This window comes from Streptomyces sp. NPDC127177 (assembly GCF_042672475.1).
In the GTDB taxonomy this organism is placed as follows: domain Bacteria; phylum Actinomycetota; class Actinomycetes; order Streptomycetales; family Streptomycetaceae; genus Streptomyces.
Window position 1 is genome coordinate 12,376 of the sequence record NZ_JBHXUW010000079.1, and the last position, 20,838, is coordinate 33,213.

General features: G+C 72.2%; 14 protein-coding genes. 8 read left to right on the forward strand and 6 right to left on the reverse strand.

Annotated elements, in window-relative coordinates; genetic code table 11:
- Positions 1 to 40 precede the first annotated feature (40 nt).
- A complete protein-coding gene (locus ACFVJX_RS32720; protein ID WP_384135436.1) occupies positions 41 to 4,885 on the forward strand; it encodes a hypothetical protein in 4,845 nt (1,614 codons plus the stop codon).
- A gap of 18 nt (positions 4,886 to 4,903) precedes the next feature.
- Here the strand turns inward: ACFVJX_RS32720 and ACFVJX_RS32725 are convergent, their stop codons facing one another.
- Positions 4,904 to 5,392, reverse strand: coding sequence for a hypothetical protein (locus tag ACFVJX_RS32725; protein ID WP_384135433.1), 489 nt, complete (start codon positions 5,390 to 5,392; stop codon positions 4,904 to 4,906).
- A 402-nt stretch (positions 5,393 to 5,794) separates the two neighbouring features.
- Here ACFVJX_RS32725 and ACFVJX_RS32730 point away from each other — a divergent pair, with 402 nt between their 5' ends.
- Genes ACFVJX_RS32730 through ACFVJX_RS32745 form a run of 4 tightly spaced genes read left to right on the forward strand, consistent with a single transcriptional unit; the run spans position 5,795 to position 10,117 of the window.
- Complete coding sequence (locus ACFVJX_RS32730) at positions 5,795 to 8,659, forward strand: nitrate- and nitrite sensing domain-containing protein (RefSeq protein ID WP_384135430.1); 2,865 nt, start codon at positions 5,795 to 5,797, stop codon at positions 8,657 to 8,659.
- Positions 8,656 to 9,099, forward strand: coding sequence for a roadblock/LC7 domain-containing protein (locus tag ACFVJX_RS32735; protein ID WP_384135427.1), 444 nt, complete (start codon positions 8,656 to 8,658; stop codon positions 9,097 to 9,099). The genes ACFVJX_RS32730 and ACFVJX_RS32735 overlap by 4 nt, the downstream gene beginning before the upstream one ends.
- 9 nt (positions 9,100 to 9,108) lie before the next feature.
- Complete coding sequence (locus ACFVJX_RS32740; protein ID WP_384135424.1) at positions 9,109 to 9,531, forward strand: DUF742 domain-containing protein; 423 nt, start codon at positions 9,109 to 9,111, stop codon at positions 9,529 to 9,531.
- A complete protein-coding gene (locus ACFVJX_RS32745; RefSeq protein ID WP_384135422.1) occupies positions 9,512 to 10,117 on the forward strand; it encodes an ATP/GTP-binding protein in 606 nt (201 codons plus the stop codon). Before ACFVJX_RS32740 ends, ACFVJX_RS32745 begins: the two co-directional genes overlap by 20 nt.
- 429 nt (positions 10,118 to 10,546) lie before the next feature.
- On the opposite strand, the gene ACFVJX_RS32750 is transcribed toward ACFVJX_RS32745, so the two are convergent.
- Both ACFVJX_RS32750 and ACFVJX_RS32755 read right to left on the reverse strand, forming a co-directional pair.
- Positions 10,547 to 10,894 (reverse strand): Mpo1-like protein, encoded by a 348-nt coding sequence (locus ACFVJX_RS32750; protein WP_384135419.1) that lies wholly within the window; start codon positions 10,892 to 10,894, stop codon positions 10,547 to 10,549.
- A 117-nt stretch (positions 10,895 to 11,011) separates the two neighbouring features.
- Entirely contained in the window at positions 11,012 to 11,818 is an 807-nt protein-coding gene (locus tag ACFVJX_RS32755; protein ID WP_384135416.1) for a M15 family metallopeptidase, read from the reverse strand.
- A 57-nt stretch (positions 11,819 to 11,875) separates the two neighbouring features.
- Here ACFVJX_RS32755 and ACFVJX_RS32760 point away from each other — a divergent pair, with 57 nt between their 5' ends.
- A complete protein-coding gene (locus tag ACFVJX_RS32760; protein WP_384135413.1) occupies positions 11,876 to 12,427 on the forward strand; it encodes an NUDIX domain-containing protein in 552 nt (183 codons plus the stop codon).
- A 6-nt stretch (positions 12,428 to 12,433) separates the two neighbouring features.
- Here ACFVJX_RS32760 and ACFVJX_RS32765 read toward each other — a convergent pair whose 3' ends face one another.
- A complete protein-coding gene (locus ACFVJX_RS32765; protein ID WP_384135410.1) occupies positions 12,434 to 14,785 on the reverse strand; it encodes a glycoside hydrolase family 31 protein in 2,352 nt (783 codons plus the stop codon).
- Positions 14,786 to 15,046: 261 nt separating this feature from the next.
- Here ACFVJX_RS32765 and ACFVJX_RS32770 point away from each other — a divergent pair, with 261 nt between their 5' ends.
- Both ACFVJX_RS32770 and ACFVJX_RS32775 read left to right on the forward strand, forming a co-directional pair.
- The gene (locus ACFVJX_RS32770; protein ID WP_384135407.1) at positions 15,047 to 17,023 is read left to right on the forward strand and encodes an acetoacetate--CoA ligase; all 1,977 of its coding nucleotides are present in this window, start codon (positions 15,047 to 15,049) and stop codon (positions 17,021 to 17,023) included.
- A 196-nt stretch (positions 17,024 to 17,219) separates the two neighbouring features.
- On the forward strand, positions 17,220 to 18,083 hold the full coding sequence (locus ACFVJX_RS32775; protein ID WP_384135467.1) for a hypothetical protein: 864 nt from the start codon (positions 17,220 to 17,222) through the stop codon (positions 18,081 to 18,083).
- A gap of 66 nt (positions 18,084 to 18,149) precedes the next feature.
- Here the strand turns inward: ACFVJX_RS32775 and ptsP are convergent, their stop codons facing one another.
- Both ptsP and ACFVJX_RS32785 read right to left on the reverse strand, forming a co-directional pair.
- The gene (gene ptsP, locus ACFVJX_RS32780; protein ID WP_384135404.1) at positions 18,150 to 19,820 is read right to left on the reverse strand and encodes a phosphoenolpyruvate--protein phosphotransferase; all 1,671 of its coding nucleotides are present in this window, start codon (positions 19,818 to 19,820) and stop codon (positions 18,150 to 18,152) included.
- A gap of 76 nt (positions 19,821 to 19,896) precedes the next feature.
- Positions 19,897 to 20,346 (reverse strand): PTS glucose transporter subunit IIA, encoded by a 450-nt coding sequence (locus ACFVJX_RS32785; RefSeq protein ID WP_384135401.1) that lies wholly within the window; start codon positions 20,344 to 20,346, stop codon positions 19,897 to 19,899.
- Positions 20,347 to 20,838 lie beyond the last annotated feature (492 nt).

Below are 20,838 nucleotides of genomic sequence, written 5' to 3' on the forward strand. Positions count from 1 at the left end.
CGTCTTCCTCCCGCTGCCTGAACGACGAGAGTCCGCCGCCATGTACGAGTTGTCCCGGGTCCGCCTCTACTCCATCGGGCCTGCCGGTGCGCGCTACGCCGACACCGTGCTTGACCTGCGCGGGGTCGGCGAACCCGTACCCCACCCCGCACCGGCGCAGGCGGAGTTCTTCGAGGACGAACCGGTCGGCCCGCTCCGCCGCCCGGCCCCCGCCGGAGTGCTCTTCCTGGAGAACGGCGGCGGCAAGTCCGTCCTGCTGAAGCTGATCTTCTCCGTCATGCTGCCCGGTCACCGCAACACCCTGGGCGGCGCCAGCTCCGGCGTACTGCGCAAGTTCCTGCTCGCCGAGGACTGCGGCCATGTCGCGCTGGAGTGGCAGCACACCCTGACCGGTGAGTGCGTGGTCGTCGGCAAGGTCAGCGAGTGGCGCGGACGGCAGGTCTCCAACGACCCCAGGAAGTTCGCCGAGGCCTGGTACTCCTTCCGGCCGGGTCCCGGACTCGGCCTGGACTCGCTGCCCGTCGCCGAGGCGACCTCGGTCGGCCGCCCCGCCGAAGGCGTCTCGGGCGCCCGCGGCAGGCGCCGCACCATGAAGGGCTTCCGGGACGCGCTCACCGAGGCGGGCAAGTTCTACCAGCACCTCGACGTGCACTGGGAAGAGATCCACGACCGCTGGAACGAGCACCTCGGTGACCTCGGCCTGGACCCCGAACTCTTCCGCTACCAGCGCGAGATGAACGCCGACGAGGGCGAGGCGGCGGGACTCTTCGCGGTCAAGAAGGACTCCGACTTCACCGACCTGCTGCTGCGTGCCGTCACCGACACCCGCGACACCGACGGCCTCGCCGACCTCGTCAGCGGCTTCGGCAACAAGCTGGGCCGCCGCGCGGAACTCACCGCCGAACGCGACTTCACCGCGGGCTCCGTCGACCTGCTCGGCCGCATCGTCGAGGCCACCGCAACGCGTTCGCGCACCCGGGACGTCCACGCCGGTGCCGAGCGCCGCACCCGCACCCTGGCCCGCAGGCTCTCCGCCCGCGCCGGCGAGGAGCGCGGCCGCACCGCCGAGCTCGCCCAGCAGGTCACCGGCGCGGCCCACACCGTCACCGGCGCCGAGCGGACCCGCGGCCGCGCCGACCTGATCGCGGCCGAACTCGCCTACCGGCACGCCTCCCTGGCGCTCACCGCGGCAGAGAAGAGCGCGGCGGCCCAGCGCCGGGAGCTGGGCGACGCCCGCACCCTGCACTCCGCGTGGCAGGCGGCCGAGGCCGTGCTGCGCCACCGCGCCGCCGCCGACCGGGCCGCCCGCGTCGCCGTAGCCATCCGCGAGGCCGAGCGCGACGCGGCCCCCGCGCTGGCGGCGCGCGCCACCGCCGCGGCCGACCTCGTACGGGCCCTGCACACCGCCGCCGAGGCGGGCGAGCGCGTGGCCAACGAGGAGGAGGAGCGCTCCGAGACCCTCCAGACCACGGGCGAGGCCGCGCACCGTGACGCCACCACCGCCGCAACCGAGGCACAGCGCGCCCGCAGCGAGGCGGGCCACCTCCGCCAGCGGCTCGCCGAGGTCGAGCAGGAGACCACCGAAGCGGTCCGGGCGGGCTGGCTCGACGACACGGCGCCGAACGCCGACCCGGCCCGCGCGGCCCTCGCCGCGAACGACGCCGAACAGTCCGCGGTGGCCGCCTGGGACACCGCACGCGAGGCCGCCGGATCAGCGGCGGACCGGTCCCGGCAGGCAGCGGCGGCCGAGAGCCGCGCCGAACTCGCCGCGGCGCGGGCCGCCGACGGAGCACGGGGCGCCGAACAGGCCTACGAGGCCGAGCTCAGGGCCGCCGAGTCGATCGCCGCCGAGCACCGCCTCGCCGACCTGCTCGGCCTGCCCGCACAGACCAGCGGCGTACCCCGGCCGCGGCGCAGCGCGGCCGGACCCGATTCCGGCCCCGACGGACCCGAGACCGGCGCCGAGGATCAGGACCCGTACCAGGAGGGCCCGGACGGCGAGGGAGCCGAACCGGCCGCGCTCGGCAGCCACACCGTCATGGCCCGCCGGCCGCGCACGGCCGAACAGTCGCTCACCGCAGCCGAGTTCGACCGCAACGCGGAGGAGCTGCGCGAACTGCTGGACCAGGGTGTCGGCTCCGCCGAACGACGCCTCTTCGAGCTGCGCACCGCCGCCGCCGACGACTCCCGCATCCTGGGCGCGCTCGGCGACGGCGGACTGCTGCCGCCCGGCCCCGACGTCCTCGCCACCGTCGAGTACCTCGGCGAGCACGGCATCCCCGCCCTGCCCGGCTGGCGCTACCTCGCCCAGGCCGTCGACCCGGCCGATCACGCGGCCGTACTCGCGGCCCGCCCCGAACTCGTCGACGGCGTCGTCATCACCGACCCGGACGCACACGCCCGCGCCCGTGAGGTCCTCGCCGCCGCCGCCCTGCTACCGCGTTCCGCCGTGGCCGTCGGCACCGCCGCCGCCCTGCTCGCACCCGTCCCGGAGCCCGCGACCGGCTCCGCCGCACCCACCGACGGGGTGTTCCTCGTCCCGCCGAACCCGGCCATGCACGACGAACACGCCGCGGACGAGGAGCGGCACGCGCTCAGGAGCCGCGCCGCCGCCCGCGACGAGGACATCCGCACACTCGCGGCCCGCCTCACCGCGGACCGCGCGCTCGCCGCCCGGATCGGCTCCTGGCGGGCGGACTGCCCGCCCGGCAGGCTCGCGGAACTGGCGGAAGCGGCCGGCACGGCCCGTACGGCAGCAGAGACGGCCGAGTCCGCGCTCGCCGAGGCCCGTACCGAGCGCGCCGAGGCCGACGAGGCCGCCGCTGACACCGCCCGGGTCCGCGACGAACGCCAGGAGGCCGCCCAGCGTGCCCGCCGGGCCGCCGACGCCCTCGCCGGGCTCGCCTTCCGCCTCCGTGAACGGGCGGGCTGGCAGGTGAAGCTGCGCGAACTGGTCGACGAGGCGGCCGAGTCCGAGGCCCGCGCCACCGCATGTCTCGAGCGCGCCAGGGCCGCCGACGAGGACCGCAGGGCCGCCCAGCGGGCCGCGGACGACGCCCGCAGGACCGCCCGCGCCCTGCGGGCCGAACGGGCCGAGATCGCCGGCGCGCCCGAGCACATCCCGGAGCCCGCGGCGGACGCCCCGCGTCACGCGCTGCCCGCCCTGCGCGAGGCGTACCGGGCGGCGTCCCAGCTCTACGAGAAGGTCGGCGTCGGCGCGGACCTGCGCGCCGAACAGGCCCGCGCGGAGAGCGACGAGAGCGCCGCTCTGGCCGAGCTCGACCGGCTCACCAACAAGGTCCGCACCCGGGCCGCCCAGCTTCTGGAAGGGACGGACGGCGCCGACGGCCCGTCCCGGCAGGCGGCCGTCGCCCGTGCCGAATCCCTGGTCCAGCTCCTGGAGACCCGCGCGTCGGCCGCCAGCGAGCAGCTGGGCAGGCTGCGCGGCGAGGCCGAGCGGCTGGCCCCCGCCGACGGCGAGAGCCTGCACACCGAGCTCCCGGACGAACAGGTCCCCGCCGACGCCGAACAGGCCCAGACCCTCCTGCGCACCGCGACGGCCGAGCTCGCCTCGGCCACCGCGTCGCTGGACACCGCCAGGGCGGCCCACGCCGAGCTGCTGCACGCCCATCGCACCGCCGAGGACTCCGCCGGAGGCTTCGACGAGACGGCAGCCCTCCTGCGCGACCTCCTCAGGGACCACGGCGAAGACGAAGCCGAGACCCCCGAGCCGTATCCCGGCAGCCTCGACGAGGCCAGGCAGTCCGCCGCCGAGGCCCGCCGCTCGCTGCGCGGCTGCGCCGCCGACCTGTCCGCCGCGGAAGCAGCCGTACGGGAGGCGAGCGATGTACTGGTCCGGCACGCCAACTCCACCCGCTACGAACAGGTCCGCACCCCGGCCCGTCAGCAGATCCGCGAACTCCCGGCCGCCGCACTGCCCGAGCACGCGGAGAAGTGGGCCATCGCCTTCGCCCCGCGGCTGCGGGTCCTCACCGACGAACTGGCCCAGCTGGAACGCAACCGCGATTCGATCGTCGACCGGCTGCGCGGCCTGGTGGACTCGGCGCTCACCACGCTCCGCTCCGCCCAGCGCCTCTCCCAGCTCCCCGAGGGGCTGGGGGAGTGGTCAGGTCAGGAGTTCCTCCGCATCCGTTTCGAGGAACCGGACCAGGCGACACTGACCGAACGGCTCGGCGAGGTCATCGACGAGGCCACCAAGGCGGCCCTGAAGAAGAACTCGGACCTGCGCCGGGACGGTATGTCCCTGCTGCTGCGCGGAGTGCAGGCGGCCCTCGAGCCCAAGGGCATCGCCGTGGAGATCCTCAAGCCGGACGCGGTACTGCGCGCCGAACGGGTGCCGGTCGGGCAGATGGGCGACGTCTTCTCCGGCGGCCAGCTGCTGACCGCCGCCATCGCCCTGTACTGCACCATGGCCGCGCTGCGCAGCAACGACCGGGGCCGCGACCGCCACCAGCGCCACCACGCGGGCACGCTGTTCCTCGACAACCCCATCGGCCGCGCCAACGCCACCTATCTGCTGGAGCTCCAGCGAGCCGTTTCGGACGCGCTGGGTGTCCAGCTGCTCTACACCACAGGGCTCTTCGACACGACGGCGCTCGCCGAATTCCCCCTGGTGATCAGGTTGCGCAACGACGCCGACCTGCGGGCCGGGCTGAAATACATCAGCGTCGAGGAGCACCTGCGCCCCGGACTTCCGCAGCAGGACCCCGGCGTCGAGACCGTGCACGGGGAGATCACCGCCACCCGCATGTTCAAGCGCGGCGCACCGACGCCCCAGGTGCTCCCGGCCCAGGCCACGGGCCCGTCCGCCGAGGAGATGCCGGACACGGCCCCGGAGGCGGCCCCGCGGCCCGGCAGGGACTGAGAAGGAGGAGGCCGGGGCTCAGGCCCGGGACAGCCCGCGCCCCACGCCCCGTCGCCGTATCCGGGCATCGTCCCGCTGCTCGGTGCGGGCGGCCCGCCTCGCCCTGCGCCTCTCGCGGCGCAGCCGCCGGGCGGAGCTGCTCGGCATCGACACCACGCCGTTGCGCTGATTCCACACCTGCCGGGTGACCCACACGTCCAGCACCGACCAGGTCGCGACGACCGTGCTGGCCACACTGCTCAGCACCATCGGGAAGGCCAGCCAGGACCCCGCCAGCGTGGACAGGAAGGCCACCATCGCCTGGATCATCGTCAGCGACATGATCAGCACGGCCCGCACGGCCGCCGTCCGCACCGGGTCGGGCATCCGCCGCCGCAGCGCGGGCTCCTCGACCCAGAGCTGCTGCCGAGGAATCACCGGCCGGCCCTTCGCCGCCGTGGACGCCGCACCCCGCGCCGCCCGGACCGGCGCAGGCTCCGTCGCGCCATGACGCTCTTCCGTTTCCAAGGACTTTCAACTCCCCACCACTGTCCGACTTCAGGGTTGCTGCCCGGCATGCGCCGTTTCTACGCGGGCGGGATGTCCCGTCCTGCCGATTGCGTCCCTTCAGTCCCCCTACCCCCGTACAGACAGACGAGTGCCAGGCTGTGAAGATTCCCCCGAACCGTCACGGAACGAAGAATTCCAGCCAACTGGAGCGGACTGGAATATGGCGCTCTGGCTGGTCACTTCTGTCTCTTTCGCGAATTTCATCTCCTGTAATACCGGGACAACCCATGGTCAACTCCCAGTAAGGCGGCCGAAAATCGTCCGGACACGCCTTCGAGTTGTCTCTGTGTCAGTAGTAGGCTCGCGCCGTTTGTTGACGGAACACCATCATCGCCCCGCGGGGCCGAGCTGGGGGAGGCCATGCGCTTTCGCGGAAAGTCCATCCGCAGGAAGATCGTGGCGTTGCTTCTGGTGCCGCTCGTCTCCCTCACCGCACTCTGGGGTTTCGCCACATATCTGACCGGCCGCGAGGCAGGTCAGCTGATGAGCGCGAGCACTGTGGTGGAGAAGATCGGCCACCCCCTGGAGGACACCGTCCGGGTCATCCAGGACGAGCGCCGTCAGACCCTCGTCTTCCTCGCGGACCCGCGGGCCTCCGATGCCCTGCCGGTCCTGAGCCGCCGACGCGCCGCCACCGACCGGGTCGTGGAGCAGGTCAACAGGAGTGCGCGGCAGAAGGACATCCGTGACGCGCTGCGCCCCGACGCCGAGACCGAGCTCAGCTCGGTCCTGGGTGCCGCCGAGGGCCTGCGGACGCTCCGTGACTCCGTCGACAAGCGCACCATCGGCCGGGCCAAGGCGATGGACTACTACAACGGGCTCATCGATCCCTGCTACCGCTTCCTGACCGGTCTCCACGTCATGGAGAACGTGTCGATGGACAAGCAGGTCAGGGCGCTGGCCGGCATCTCGCGCGCCCGCGAGATGCTCTCCAGGGAAGACGCGCTCGTCGCGTCGGGCCTCCTCGCGGGACGGCTTACGGCCCCCGAACTCCGGCAGATCTCCGACCTCGTCGCCAAGCGCGGACTGCTGTACGAGATCAACCTCGACGTGCTCCCCGCCTCGGAGCGCCGCCGTGTCGAGCAGTACTGGGCGAGCCCGGACAGCGAGCCCCTGCGCACCGCCGAGGAGAAGCTCATCGCCCAGGGGCCCACCAAGGACCCCCGCGAGGTGGACGCGGCACGCTGGCAGGAGGTGGCCCCGCCGGTCCTGGACCGGCTGGCCAACGATTCGACCGAGATGAACAACCGCTTCCAGGACCGCGGCCGGCCCGCGGGCTACGGCGTCCTGATCAAAGCGGGCGTCGCCGGCGTCCTGGGGTTCCTGGCCCTGCTCGTCTCGGTGTTCGTCTCCGTGCGCATCGGCCGCGAACTCATCCGTGACCTCTCGCGTCTGCGCAAGGACGCCCACGAGGTCTCCGGAGTGCGCCTGCCGAGCGTGATGCGTCGTCTCGCGGCCGGCGAACACATCGACGTGGAGACCGAGTCCCCGCACCTGCGCTACGAGCGTGACGAGATCGGCCAGGTCGGCCAGGCCCTCAACATCCTGCAACGGGCGGCGGTCGAGGCCGCCGTCAGACAGGCCGACATGCGCCGCGGGGTCTCCGAGGTGTTCGTCAACCTCGCCCGCCGCAACCAGGTGCTGCTGCACCGCCAGCTGACCCTCCTGGACACGATGGAGCGGCGCACCGAGAACACCGAGGAACTCGCCGACCTCTTCCGCCTCGACCACCTCACCACGCGCATGCGGCGCCACGCCGAGGGCCTGGTGATCCTCTCCGGAGCCGCACCGTCCCGGCAGTGGCGCAAGCCCATCCAGCTGATGGACGTGGTGCGGGCCGCCGTCGCCGAGGTCGAGGACTACGAACGGATCGAGGTGCGCCGGCTGCCGAGGATCGGCGTGGGTGGCCCCGCCGTCGCCGACCTCACCCACCTGATCGCCGAACTCCTGGAGAACGCCACGGTGTTCTCACCCCCGCACACAGCGGTCCAGGTACACGGCGAACGCGTCGCCAACGGATTCACCCTGGAGATCCACGACCGGGGGCTGGGCATGCCCCCGGAACTCCTCCTGGACGCCAACCTCCGGCTCGCCGAGACGCCCGAGTTCGAGCTGTCCGACACCGACCGCCTCGGCCTCTTCGTGGTGAGCCGGCTGGCCCAGCGGCAGAACGTACGCGTGTCCCTGCAGCCCTCCCCCTACGGGGGCACCACCGCGGTCGTCTTCATCCCCGCGGCGCTGCTCACCGACGCACCGGAGGCGCACGGCACCGGATTCCGCCTCGACCGCAGGTCCGAGAAGGCGATCACCAGCAGCAGGCCGGGCGGCGACACGGCGGGCGGCGGCAAGGACGGCGACGAGGCGTACCGCCGCCCCGCCGGAGACCGCCGGCAGGGCGGCAGGCCCACCGGCCTTTCACCGGTGCCCACCGGCCTGGTGGACCCGGCGCTGCTGGACGGCCCGGTCGAGCTCGAAGGCCCGGTCGGCCCCCTGGACTTCGCCCGCGATCCGGTCCTCGAAGCGGTAGCCGGATCCGGTGCCGCCCCGGACCTGGACGGTGCGTCCGACCTGGAGGACACCGAGAGCGAACGCGGCGGCATCTTCCGGGCCCGTGAGCTCCGGCGTGACGGCGAGCGCGACCAGCACCAGCAGGCCGCCGACCAGATCGAGGACCCGGACGGTGTCAGGGAACTGCGCCCGGACGGCACGAGGCCGCTGCCCCGCCGTAAACCGCCGACCCTGGTCACCGACCGGGGCCGCCGGATCGACGAGAGCGGCCGCGCACACCCCACGACCGCCGACCCCGAGGGCACACGTCCGGGGACCGGGCCCGCAGGCTCCGCCGACCGGGGCCGGCCCACCGGTTCCCCGCAGTCCGACGGCTTCCGGGCCCGCCCCGAGCGGGCCGCGCCGCTGGTTCCGGGCCCCCGCTCGGAGGCGCCCGCCCGGACACCGGCGCCCGCTCCGGACACGGTCGGGGGGCTGCCCCGCCGCATCCGGCAGGCCAGCCTCGTCCCGCAGCTCCGAGAGGGGCCCGTCGGCCGCACCGCCGAGCCGGACCCGGTGGAGACGGTGGAGGACATCGAGCGCGACGCCGACGAGGTGCGCAACCGTATGGCCTCGCTCCAGCGCGGCTGGCAGCGCGGCCGCCTGCAGAACGCCGAGGACGTGACCGGCCCCGGTGACACAGCACAAGGAACCACTCCGGGAGGGGACGGTCCATGACCGCACCGAACGCCGCAGCACTCAACTCAGCACGCCAGGGGTCCGGTGAACTCAACTGGCTCCTCGACGAACTCGTCCAGCGCGTCGCCAGCATCCGCAAGGCGCTGGTGCTCTCCAGCGACGGCCTCCCCACCGGCGCGTCCAAGGACCTGACGCGGGAGGACGGCGAGCACCTGGCCGCCGTGGCCTCCGGGTTCCACAGCCTCGCCAAGGGGGTGGGACGGCACTTCGACGCCGGGCGGGTCCGCCAGACGGTCGTCGAACTCGACGAGGCGTTCCTGTTCGTCACGGCCGCCGGAGACGGCAGCTGTCTGGCCGTGCTCGCCGACTCGGACTCGGACGTCGGGCAGGTGGCGTACGAGATGACGCTGATGGTCAAGCGAGTCGGCGCCCACCTGGCCAACTCCCCCCGGACGACCGGTCTGCCCTCCGGAGGGTGAGTGGATGGCATGAGCGCCGACTCCTCCCGTTCCCCGGCCGCCCCCGGCGATCCGCAGTCCTCGCGTTGGTACGACGCCGACGCGGGGCCGGTCGTCCGTCCGTACGCGATGACGCGTGGACGTACCAGCAGTGCGTCCCGTCATCGTCTCGACCTGATCGCGATCGTCGTCCCCGAACCCGCGGCCGACGATCCCGGCCGGAACCAGATGCTCTCCCCGGAACACGTGGAGATCATCGAACTGTGCAGCGGCATGCCCCAGTCGATCGCCGAGCTCGCGGCCGGTCTGGATCTCCCCGTCGGGGTGGTCCGGGTGCTGGTCGGTGATCTCGTCGAGGACGAGCTGGTGCATGTGACCCGTCCCGTTCCGCCGGCCGAGCTGCCGGATGTGAACATTCTTCGCGAGGTGATCAATGGCCTTCGGGCGCTCTAGCCGCAGCAGGCGGCCCGTGGAGCCCGTTACCCTGAAAATCCTGGTGGCGGGCGGCTTCGGTGTGGGCAAGACAACCATGGTGGGAGCGGTCAGTGAGATCAGGCCGCTGCGTACGGAGGAGAGGCTGACGGAGGCAGGGCGTCCCGTGGACGACCTGCACGGTGTCGAGGCGAAGACCACGACGACGGTGGCCATGGACTTCGGGCGGATCACGCTCCGGGAGGACCTGGTGCTGTATCTCTTCGGCACTCCGGGGCAGGACCGGTTCTGGTTCCTCTGGGACGAACTCGCCCAGGGCGCGCTCGGAGCGGTCGTCCTGGCTGACACCCGCCGTCTGGAGGACTGCTTCGCGGCGGTCGACTACTTCGAACGCCGGGCGATCCCCTTCGCCGTCGCCGTCAACTGCTTCGAGGGAGCCGACCGGTTCCCCACCGGGACGGTGCAGGCGGCGCTCGACCTGGATCCGGAGGTACCGGTACTCCTGTGCGACGCGCGTGACCGGGCGTCCGTACGGGACGTACTGGTGGCCGTCGTCGAGCACGCGCTGGCCCGCGCCGACGCACCGCGCGAGCCGGCCACGACGTAGCCGCGGAAACGGTCGTACGAAAACGGCGGCGGAACGCGGCACGTACCCCCGCCGACAGGGGTACGTGCCGCGCGTCGTGGGGCCGGCCGCGGTGGCGGGAATTGGAGTGTTCACCGCCGGTGACGGGTCGTCAAGTCAGGTGAAGGTAAAGGCCGCCGCCCGCCCCCGGCACGGTGCGTCCGAACACCGCCGGCGGACCGTGACGACCGCCGGACCATGGCCGATACCCGCTCGGCGCTCACGGGCGCCCGGTAGCGGCCGCCGGTGTACGACCGGACGGTGCCGCGCCCGGAGAGCGGGGCCTCGACCCGTTCGCCGTCCGTACAGCCCGGATTGTGCGTGAACCACCCGGGTGCGACGGGTATGGGTTTGCGCCAGACGAATCCTTCCCGGCCCGGATTCTGACGAAAGTCAGGAGTGTGCCCGGGGTCAGCCGTTGTCGGCGAGCCACTTGGCGGCGGTCTCCGCGAGCTCCCGGTCGCGGCCGGCCAGCATCATCCGGATCATCTGCACATCGCCGCGCAGCGACCAGGCCGGATGACCGAAGGAGGCCGGGTTGTTCTTCTCGATCAGGAAATGGGCGGGCCAGGCGGTGCCGTACCCGATCAGCGGCAACGCCGCCGCGTAGCGCCTCCGTCCGCGCGCCAGACCGTAGGCGGTGACGGCGAGGCCGGTCAGGGTGCCGGTGAGATGGACCCAGCGGGTCGCCGCCCTGGAGTGCATCGCGACGTAGTAGGGCCAGAACTCCTCGTACGAATCGAACGTCTGCTGTGACATACGGGCACCGTAATGGCAGAAACGGCAACCGGATACGCCCGATCCGCGTCCGAGAAGAAGAACGGGTGGCCGGAACCCACGGGGGTGGTCCCAGTCACCCGTTCGTCCGCTCCCGGGTCAGTGGCCGGCGACGGACCCGCGGGCCACCGGGAAGTCGAAGTAGGTGTCCGGGAACACCTCCGGCGTGAAGGTGTAGTGCCACCACTCCTCGGCCAGATTGACGAATCCGGCGTCGGTGAGCGTCTTCTTAAGGAACTGCCGGTTGGCGCGTTGCACCCCCTGGATCCGCGGATCGTCCGTGTGCGAGAGCGTGTCGAAGCAGTCGAATCCGGTGCCCATGTCCACCGAGTTGTCCGGGAAGCGCTCCGCCCTGGGCGCGTAGCAGGGCACCAGCTCCTGACCCGGCCGGTACGGCGGCGTCGGCAGGGCGGGCAGCCTCACCAGCGTCAGGTCCACCGTGCTGCCCCGGCTGTGCCCGGACTTCTCCGCGATGTAACCGTCGGCGAACAGCCGGGTCTTGTCGACCCGTGGATAGAACTCACCCTGCATGGCCTCGTCGTCGAGGTCCTTGGCCCACCGTACGAAGTGGTCGACGGCCCGCTGCGGGCGGTAGCAGTCGTACACCTTCAGTGAGTAGCCCTGGCGCAGCAGCCGCAGCTGGGCCCGGTGCAGGGCGCGGGCGGCGGGACCGGTCAGGATGCAGAGGGGCTCGCGGTAGCCGTCCACCGGTTCGCCCATGAAGTCGTGCGCGGTGGGATAGCGCATCTCCTGGATGATCGTGGGGTCCACCGCTCGCAGTGCGACGAACTCCTCGGGAGCCTTCGGCTCGGGCTTCGCCTGCGCCACCGGGGCTGCGGCGGTGACGGCGAGCAGGGTGGCGGCAGTGGCTGCCAGGGCACGGAAAGCGGTAGCAAGACCTGTCATGAGCACATCGTCCACCAGACCGGCGGTGGCCGGCAGGAGATCGGATACAGTCCGCGCGTGTCAGCGACGACGAGAAATCCCGAGAAGCCCGAGAAGCCCGTGCCGGACTCCCACTGCGGCAGCTGCGGAGCCCCGTACACCGGCCTCACGTCCCCGGACGCCTGGCCCCGCACCTGCACCGCCTGCGGCGCCGTCGCCTACCGCAACCCGCTGCCCGTCGCCGTCGCCCTGCTCCCCGTCACCGACGGGCAGGGCACCGGACTGGTCGTCATCACCCGCACCATCGAACCCCGCCTCGGTGGCCGCGCCCTCCCCGGCGGATTCATCGACCACGCCGAGGACTGGAAACACGCGGTCGTGCGCGAACTGCGCGAGGAGACCGGTATCGAGGCGCACCGCGACGACGTCCGGCTCGCCGACGCCCTCAGCTCACCCGACGGCCACCTGCTCCTGTTCGGCCTGCTCCCGGCCCGGCCCGCAGCCACCCTCCCGCCGTCCGTACCGACCGACGAGACCTCCGGATACGACGTACTGCGCGCACCCGGAACGCTGGCGTTCCCACTCCACACGGAAGCCGTCCGCTCCTGGTTCGCCGGCCGCTACCGCTGAGCGCGCTCACACCCCGCGTACCCGCACCGGACGGTCCACCAGCCCCTCCTCACCGTCCCGTTCCACCACGACCCGCCCGCCCAGCAGCCGCGAGGTGTACCGCTCGGCCACCGCGGGCTTCCAGCCGTCGCCCACGTCACGGACCACCCAGCCGCCCCCCGCCCGCCCCCGGTCCGGAGCCCACACCTCGAGCTCCAGCCCGCCGTCCGCGCCCCGCACCGGAATCACCGACCCGGCCCGCGCCAGCACCGGCACCCGCGACAGGGGCGCGTCGACCACCACCCGGCCGGGCCCCTCGTACACCGCACCGCTCACCGTGTCGTACCAGCGCCCCGCCGGCAGCCGCACCGCCCGCTCGACCAGCCCCGGCCCCAGCACCGGCGCCACCAGCAGCGCGTCACCCAGCAGGAACGCGTCCTCGCACTCCCGCAGCGCCCGGTCACCGGGCGCCCCCCACCACAGCGGACGCACATACGGCGCACCCGTCAGCCGGGCCAGCTGCGCCAGCGTCACCCAGTACGGGCGCAGCCGCTCCCGCTCCACCAGCACCTCCCGCGCGGCGTCGAGCACCCGAGGCCCGAACTCCCACGGCTCCCGCCGCCCCGCCTCGATCGCCGCACGGGTGCGGAACAGCGGCAGGTACGCCGCCAGCTGGAACCACCGCAGATACATCTCCGGTGACGGCACCCCGCCGAACCCGCCCACGTCCGGACCCGAGTACGGCACCCCGCACAGCCCGAGACCCAGCACCAGCGACAGCGAGGCCCGCAGCCCCGGCCAGCCGGTCGGCACATCACCGGACCAGGTGCCCCCGTACCGCTGCATCCCCGCCCAGCCGGAACGCGACAGCAGGAACGGCCGCTCGTCCGGACGCAGCCGGGCGAGCCCCTCGTACCCGGCGCGCGCCATCGCGAGGCCGTACACGTTGCGGGCCTCGCGATGGTCACCGCCGCGCCCCTCCAGCGAATGACGCGCCGAGCGGGGCAGCGTCGGACCGCCGAACGCGGCGAACGGCACCGGCTCGTCCATCTCGTGCCGGACACCGGAGAACCCCTGCGCCGCCCGCTCCGCGTACAGCCCGCCCCACCACTCGCGCACCCGCGGATCGGTGAAGTCCGGATACACGGATTGACCCGGCCCCACCTCCCCACGCACGACCCGCCCCCGGCCGTCCCGGACGAAAGCCCCCGAAGTCCCCACGGCCGCACCGGAGTCGAACACCGCGTTCCCGGGCACGGCCGACACCGCCGGGCCCACGACCGACACCAGCCGCACCCCGCCCTCGTCCGGCTCCCGGACCGGCACGGGCGGCTCCGGGAACCCCTCGCGACCCACCGCGAAACCCCCGTGTCCGCCGAGATGATCCACATCCAGATGCAGCGCCGACAACGGCAGCCCCCGCTCCCGGTACCCCGACACGATCCGCCGCACCTCCTGCCCGCCCCCCTGGCCCGGCCGGGAATGCTGCGGCCCCAGCGCCCACGACGGCGGCAGCGCCGGCGCGCCGGTCAACGCCGTCCACCCCTGGAGCACCCGGGCCGGCGTGCCCGCCACCACCCAGCAGCGCAGCGGCCCGCCGTCCACCCGCACCTCGGACATCCCCCACCGGTCGTGACCGGAGCCCGCACCCTCCTCGCCCTCGCGCAGCGTCACCCGCCCCGGCCAGGAGTTGTCGTGGAACGCCAGATGCGTCCCCGCGTCGGAGACCACCAGCTGCACCGGCATCGCCGGATACGGCGGATCGTCGTCCGGCCCCGACCGGCCACCCGGGCCCGCGTTCCACAAGCCGTACTCGCCATCCCTGAGCCGCGGCCCGGCCGCCCGCCCACCGAGCCCGAAGAACCGAGCGTCCGCCGGGACCTCGCAGCGCTGCACCCACCGCGCGGACCCGCCCTCCACCGGCTCCCACCACCGCGGCGGCAGCTCACGACGGAGCACCACCCCGCCCGGAGTCCGCAGCTCCACCGCCCCGTACCGGGACACCGCGACGGTCAGCCGCTCCGACACCACCTGCCACCCGCCGTCCTTGTCCGGCTCCAGGACGGCCCGCGGATCGGCATCGGGAGCCGGCCCCGGCAGCGCGTACGACGGCAGCGGCTCCGCACCGTCCCACCCCCAGAAGACCGCACCGCCCACCGCCACCCGCACGCTCAGCTCCGAACGCGCGAACCGCACCACCCCGCCGCCGGGACCCGGCTCCGCATCCACCACGGCCCCCGGCACCCTCGCCCGCTCCGCACCGCGCCGCGGCAGCGCCCGGGCATCCGCCCGCGACCTCCGCCACGCCGAGCGCACCGTACGCAGCCCCCGCTTCGAACCGACCAACTTCACCGAGCGCACCAGGTCACGACCGTCCATGCGGCTCACCCTGCCATCCGGTCCGGCCGGGCCGGGTTCTGTTCAACTTCCGTTCACCATGACCGCACCGGCCCGGACGCATATCCCTCCCGTGCCGGACGTGGCCGGGCCACATATCCGGACACGCGGCCATGGGCGGGCAACCCTGGTGCGAAAGACGATCACATGGCATCGTCCGTGAAAGCCGCCTCACGCGCACACCCCAGCACGTGCGCGCGACCCACGCAGACCCGCGTACCCGCACAGCCAGGGAGTCGCCCCATGACCTCAGCAGCCGCCGAAGCCCCCCTCTGGCAGCCCGGCCCGGACCGCATCGCCGCCGCCGCGGTCACCCGCTTCCAGAAGTGGGCGGCCGAGCACCACGGAGCACCGGCCGAGTGCGGCTACCCGGCACTGCACCGCTGGTCCGTCGACGAGCTCGACACCTTCTGGCAGGCCGTCGCCGAATGGTTCGACGTACGGTTCTCCACCCCGTACGAGACCGTCCTCGGCTCGCGCACCATGCCCGGCGCGCAGTGGTTCCCCGGCGCCACCCTCAACTACGCCGAACACGCGCTGCGCACCGCCGAGGACCCCCTCCGGGCCGGCGCTCCCGCACTGCTCCATGTCGACGAGACCCACACCCAGGCCGCCACCTCCTGGTCCGAGCTCCGCCGCCGGGTCGGCTCGCTCGCCGCCGAACTCCGTGCACTCGGCGTCACCCCCGGCGACCGCGTCAGCGGCTACCTCCCCAACATTCCCGAGGCGGTCGTAGCCTTCCTCGCCACCGCCGCCGTCGGCGGCGTCTGGACCTCCTGCGCCCCCGACTTCGGCGCCCGCAGCGTCCTGGACCGCTTCCAACAGGTCGAACCCGTCGTCCTGTTCACCGTCGACGGCTACCGCTACGGCGGCAAGGAACACCACCGCGCCGACACCGTCGCCGAGCTGCGCCGCGAACTGCCCACCCTGCGCGCCGTCGTCCACATCCCGCTGCTGGGCACCGACGCACCCGAAGGCGCCCTCGACTGGTCCGCCCTCACGGCGGCGGACACCGAACCCGTCTTCGAACAGGTCCCCTTCGACCACCCGCTGTGGGTGCTCTACTCCTCCGGCACCACCGGCCTCCCCAAGGCCATCGTCCAGTCCCAGGGCGGCATCCTGCTCGAACACTTCAAGCAGATCGGACTGCACTGCGACCTCGGTCCGGAGGACCGCTTCTTCTGGTACACCTCCACCGGCTGGATGATGTGGAACTTCCTCGTCTCCGGCCTCCTCACCGGCACCACACTCGTGCTCTACGACGGAAGCCCCGGCTACCCGGACGTCAGCGCCCAGTGGCGCGTCGCCGAACAGACCGGCGCCACCCTGTTCGGCACCTCCGCCGCCTACGTCATGGCCTGCCGCAAAGCCGGCGTCCACCCGGGACGGGACTTCGACCTCTCCCGCGTCCAGTGCGTCGCCACCACCGGATCCCCGCTCCCGCCCGACGGCTTCCGCTGGCTCCACGACGAGGTTGCCGACGACCTGTGGATCGCCTCCGTCAGCGGCGGCACCGACGTCTGTAGCTGTTTCGCCGGAGCGGTCCCCACCCTCCCCGTCCACATCGGCGAGCTCCAGGCACCCTGCCTCGGCACGGACCTCCAGTCATGGGACCCGGCGGGCACACCACTGACCGGAGAGGTCGGCGAGCTCGTCGTCACCGCGCCCATGCCGTCCATGCCGATCCGCTTCTGGAACGATCCCGACGGCAGCCGCTACCACGACAGCTACTTCGACATGTACCCCGGCGTCTGGCGTCACGGGGACTGGATCACCCTCACCGACCGCGGATCCGTCATCATCCACGGCCGCTCCGACTCCACCCTCAACCGCCAGGGCGTACGCATGGGTTCCGCCGACATCTACGAAGCGGTCGAGCGGCTCCCGGAAATCCGCGAATCGCTCGTCATCGGGCTGGAGGAACCCGACGGCGGCTACTGGATGCCGCTCTTCGTCCACCTCGCCGAGGGCGCCGCACTCGACGACGGACTGCGTGACAGCATCAAACGCACCATCCGCGAGAACCTCTCGCCGCGCCACGTCCCGGACGAGGTCATCGAGGTCCCCGGAATCCCGCACACCCTCACCGGCAAGCGCATCGAGGTTCCGGTCAAACGCCTGCTCCAGGGAACAGCCCTGGCCAAGGCCGTGAACCCGGGCTCGATCGACAACCTGGAACTCCTCCACTTCTACGAGGAGCTGGCCCGCAAACGCCGCTGAGGGGCGGCACTGTCAGTACCCGTGATTACTCTGAGTGAGCAATGATCGACAGCGCACTGGGGGAGTCATGGCGCAGACCGGCAACAAGCAGACCAGCAACAAGCAGACCAGCAACAAGAAAAGCAGCAACAAGAAAAGCAGCAACAAGCAGACCAGGAAGAAGCGGACCACCGTCCGCGGCCGGACCGGCACCACCATGCGACGCTCGCTGCGCCGCGAAGCACCGAACATCATCGGCCTGCTCACCGATGAACAGGACTTCGCGGCGATGCGGCGCTACCGCACCTTCGCCTTCGACGACCACGCCGTCTACCTCCAGCAGGTGGAAGGCCTGCTCAAGGCTCTCGCCGCGCAGGGGATGCACACCGCGGTCGCGCTCTTCGACCCCGAGGAGTACGAGGAGTTCTGCACCGGATCGGAGCTCGCAGCCGACTGCCCGGCCAACCGGAGCCGTTTCACCGCGGAGATCGCGGCTACCGGCGCCACCGTCGCCTACACCGGACAGCCGCTGGACACCCTGATCCCGCTCCTCGTCTCCCGCGCGGTCCGCAGGGCGACCTGGGAGTACGCCACGATGCTCCTGACGGATCTGGGGGAGTGCGCCGAGTGCGGCCAGGACATCGGCCGCGCGGCCTTCGACCGGGCCTCCCACCTGCTGTTGCGGACCCTGGAGACAGCGGGCCCCGGCGCCCACCACCTCGTGTGCAGCACCCCGACGGAGCACGATCAGCTGCTCGCCGCCCTGCACACCGAACGCGACAGCGCCGGACCCGCACGCCTCGACTCGGCGGAAGGAGCCGAGTTCGTGACCGTGCTCGCCGTGGGCATCGCCCTCGAAAGCCGCGGCGGAGTCGTCCTGCGGACCAGCGCACCGGGCACCCCGGACCGGGTGCACGGATGGCGGCTGACCGGCGGCAGCCTCCTCCCGCTCACCGCGGGCGAGGTGTTCAGCGCCTACTGCACCGACGCCGACACGGGAGAACCCGTCTCACCGGAGTCCGGAGTCGAGTACTGCGCCGGCTTCGACATCGGCGCCGACGCACCGGAATCCCACCACTGACAGCCCGAAGGGGCTCCCCGCCACCATCGGCGGGAAGCCCCTTCCGTCCATCGTCCGGGCTCGGCCCTACTCGCCCGAGAGCACCGCCTGCGCGGCGACCCGCGCCTCCTCGGCGGAGTCCGCCGCACGGGCGGCGGACGCGGCCCGCTCGCACTGCGCCAGCGTGTACTTCGCCAACGTGGTGCGCACATAAGGAATGGAGGCGGCGCCCATCGACAGCGACGTCACTCCCAGACCGGTCAGCACACAGGCGAGCAGCGGATCGGATGCGGCCTCGCCACAGACACCACAGCTCTTGCCCTCGGCCTTGGCGGCGTCGGCAGACATGGCCACCAGGTCCAGCAGCGCGGGCTGCCACGGGTCCTGAAGCCTGGACACCGCACCCACCTGCCGGTCCGCCGCGAAGGCGTACTGCGCCAGGTCGTTGGTCCCCAGTGACAGGAACTCCACCTCCTGGAGCACCGAACGCGCCCGCAGCGCGGCCGACGGGATCTCGACCATCGCACCGAACTTCGCCTGCAGCCCGGCCTCCCGGCACGCGTCGGCGAACGCCTTGGCGTCCGCACGGTCCGCGACCATGGGAGCCATGACCTCGAGGTAGACGGGCAGCCCCTCGGCGGCCTTCGACAGAGCCGTCAGCTGGGTACGCAGCACATCGGGGTGGTCCAGCAGGCTACGCAGCCCGCGCACACCCAGCGCGGGGTTCGGCTCGTCCGCCGGAGTCAGGAAGTCGAGCGGCTTGTCCGCACCGGCGTCCAGCACCCGCACCACGACGCGCCCCTCGGGGAACGCCTCGAGCACCGCGCGGTACGCCGCGATCTGCTTCTCCTCCGACGGCGCCTGCTTGCTGTCGTCCAGGAAGAGGAACTCGGTACGGAACAGGCCAACGCCCTCCGCACCCGCCTCGACGGCCGCCGGCACATCGCCCGGCCCGCCGACATTGGCGAGCAGTGGCACCTTGTGACCGTCGGAGGTCGCGCCGGGACCCGTCGACGCGGAGAGCGCGGCCCTACGCGCGGCCGCGGCACTCTCCATCTCCGAGCGCTTCTCGTCGCTCGGCTCGACGAAGATCTCGCCGGTGCTGCCGTCCACCGCGATCACGGTGCCCTCGGCCAGCTCACCGGCACCTGGGAGCGCCACCACGGCGGGCACACCGAGCGCCCGCGCCAGAATGGCACTGTGGGAGGTCGGCCCGCCCTCCTCGGTGACGAAACCGAGCACCAGCGCGGGATCGAGCAGCGCGGTGTCCGCGGGAGCCAGGTCCCGCGCGATCAGCACATACGGCTCGTCGCTGTCCGGTACGCCCGGCATGGGCACACCGAGCAGCCGGGCCACGATCCGGTTGCGCACATCGTCGAGGTCGGCGACGCGGCCCGCGAGGTACTCCCCGGCACCGGCCAGCAGCGCCCGGTAGGAAGCGAACGCGTCGTACACGCCGCGCTCGGCGGTGCTGCCGACGGCGATGCGCCGGTCGACGTCAGCCATGAGCTCGGGGTCCTGGGCCATCATGGCCTGGGCCTCCAGCACGTGCTGGGCCTCGCCACCCGCCAGGTTGCCGCGAGCGACGAGATCGGCTGCCACAGCCTCAACGGCCTGCCGCGCCCGCCCCTGTTCGCGCTCCGCCTCTTCGGCCGGGATCTGCTTGGCCGGCGGTTCGAGCACCGCTGTGCCCATGTGCCGTACCTCGCCGATCGCCACACCGTGGCTCACGCCTACGCCCCGCAGCGTTGTCTCCATTTCACCTGTCTCCGATTGTGCGGCGGCCGGTGCCTCCGCGGTGGTTGTCCAGTCGGCTATCACTGCGCCGATCGCGTTACTGCCAGCCGAACAGTGCGTCGCCGACCTTCACGTCGCCGTCCTCGACGACGGAGGAGAGGGAGTCTGCAGTCGCCTCCAGCGCCACGACGGGGCAGATCGGTGACTTGCCGGCCGCCTCGACGGCCGCCGGGTCCCAACGGACGATGCTCTGACCGCGGGTGACGGTGTCACCCTTGTTCACCAGGAGCTCGAAGCCCTCACCGTTGAGCTGGACGGTGTCGATGCCGAGGTGGGTCAGAACCCCGTGTCCCTCGCCGTCCACGACGACGAAGGCGTGCGGATGCAGGGAGACGACGATTCCGTCGACCGGCGACAGGGCCTCCGACGGCTCGCGCACGGGGTCGATGGCGGTACCGGGACCGACCATCGCGCCGGAGAAGACCGGGTCGGGTACCGCGGCGAGCCCGATGGCACGTCCGGCAAGAGGGGACGTCACAGTGGTCATGGGGGAGCCTCCCAGAGTGGGCTTCAATGGTGCCGCCGTACCATCCAGGAGGGCGGCGTACTGCTCAGCAGCGTAAGTCATAAGAAGTCCCGGTTCCGCCTGAGTCCTGGCGGTTCGAGGACCTAGGGGTGCACCGGAAACGATTTGCCTCAGACTCCCGGCAGCCTGTACTGTCGTACTCCTGCCTGACCCCAACGCGACATTGAGTCGGGGGTCGGCGGCATCTATTAAGCCCAAACCTTAACTCTTCATCGGCACCGGCATGCCTGCTGGGGCTGGTCAATGAGACCGGAAAGGCCTGATAGAGTCGGACTCGCCGAAAGGGAAAACGCGAAAGCGAATTCCTCGAAAGCAATCCAGCAGAATCCCGCTTCGACCGGGAATCGGACACGAAAGTGTCTGATAGAGTCGGAAACGCAAGACCGAAGGGAAGCGCCCGGAGGAAAGCCCGAGAGGGTGAGTACAAAGGAAGCGTCCGTTCCTTGAGAACTC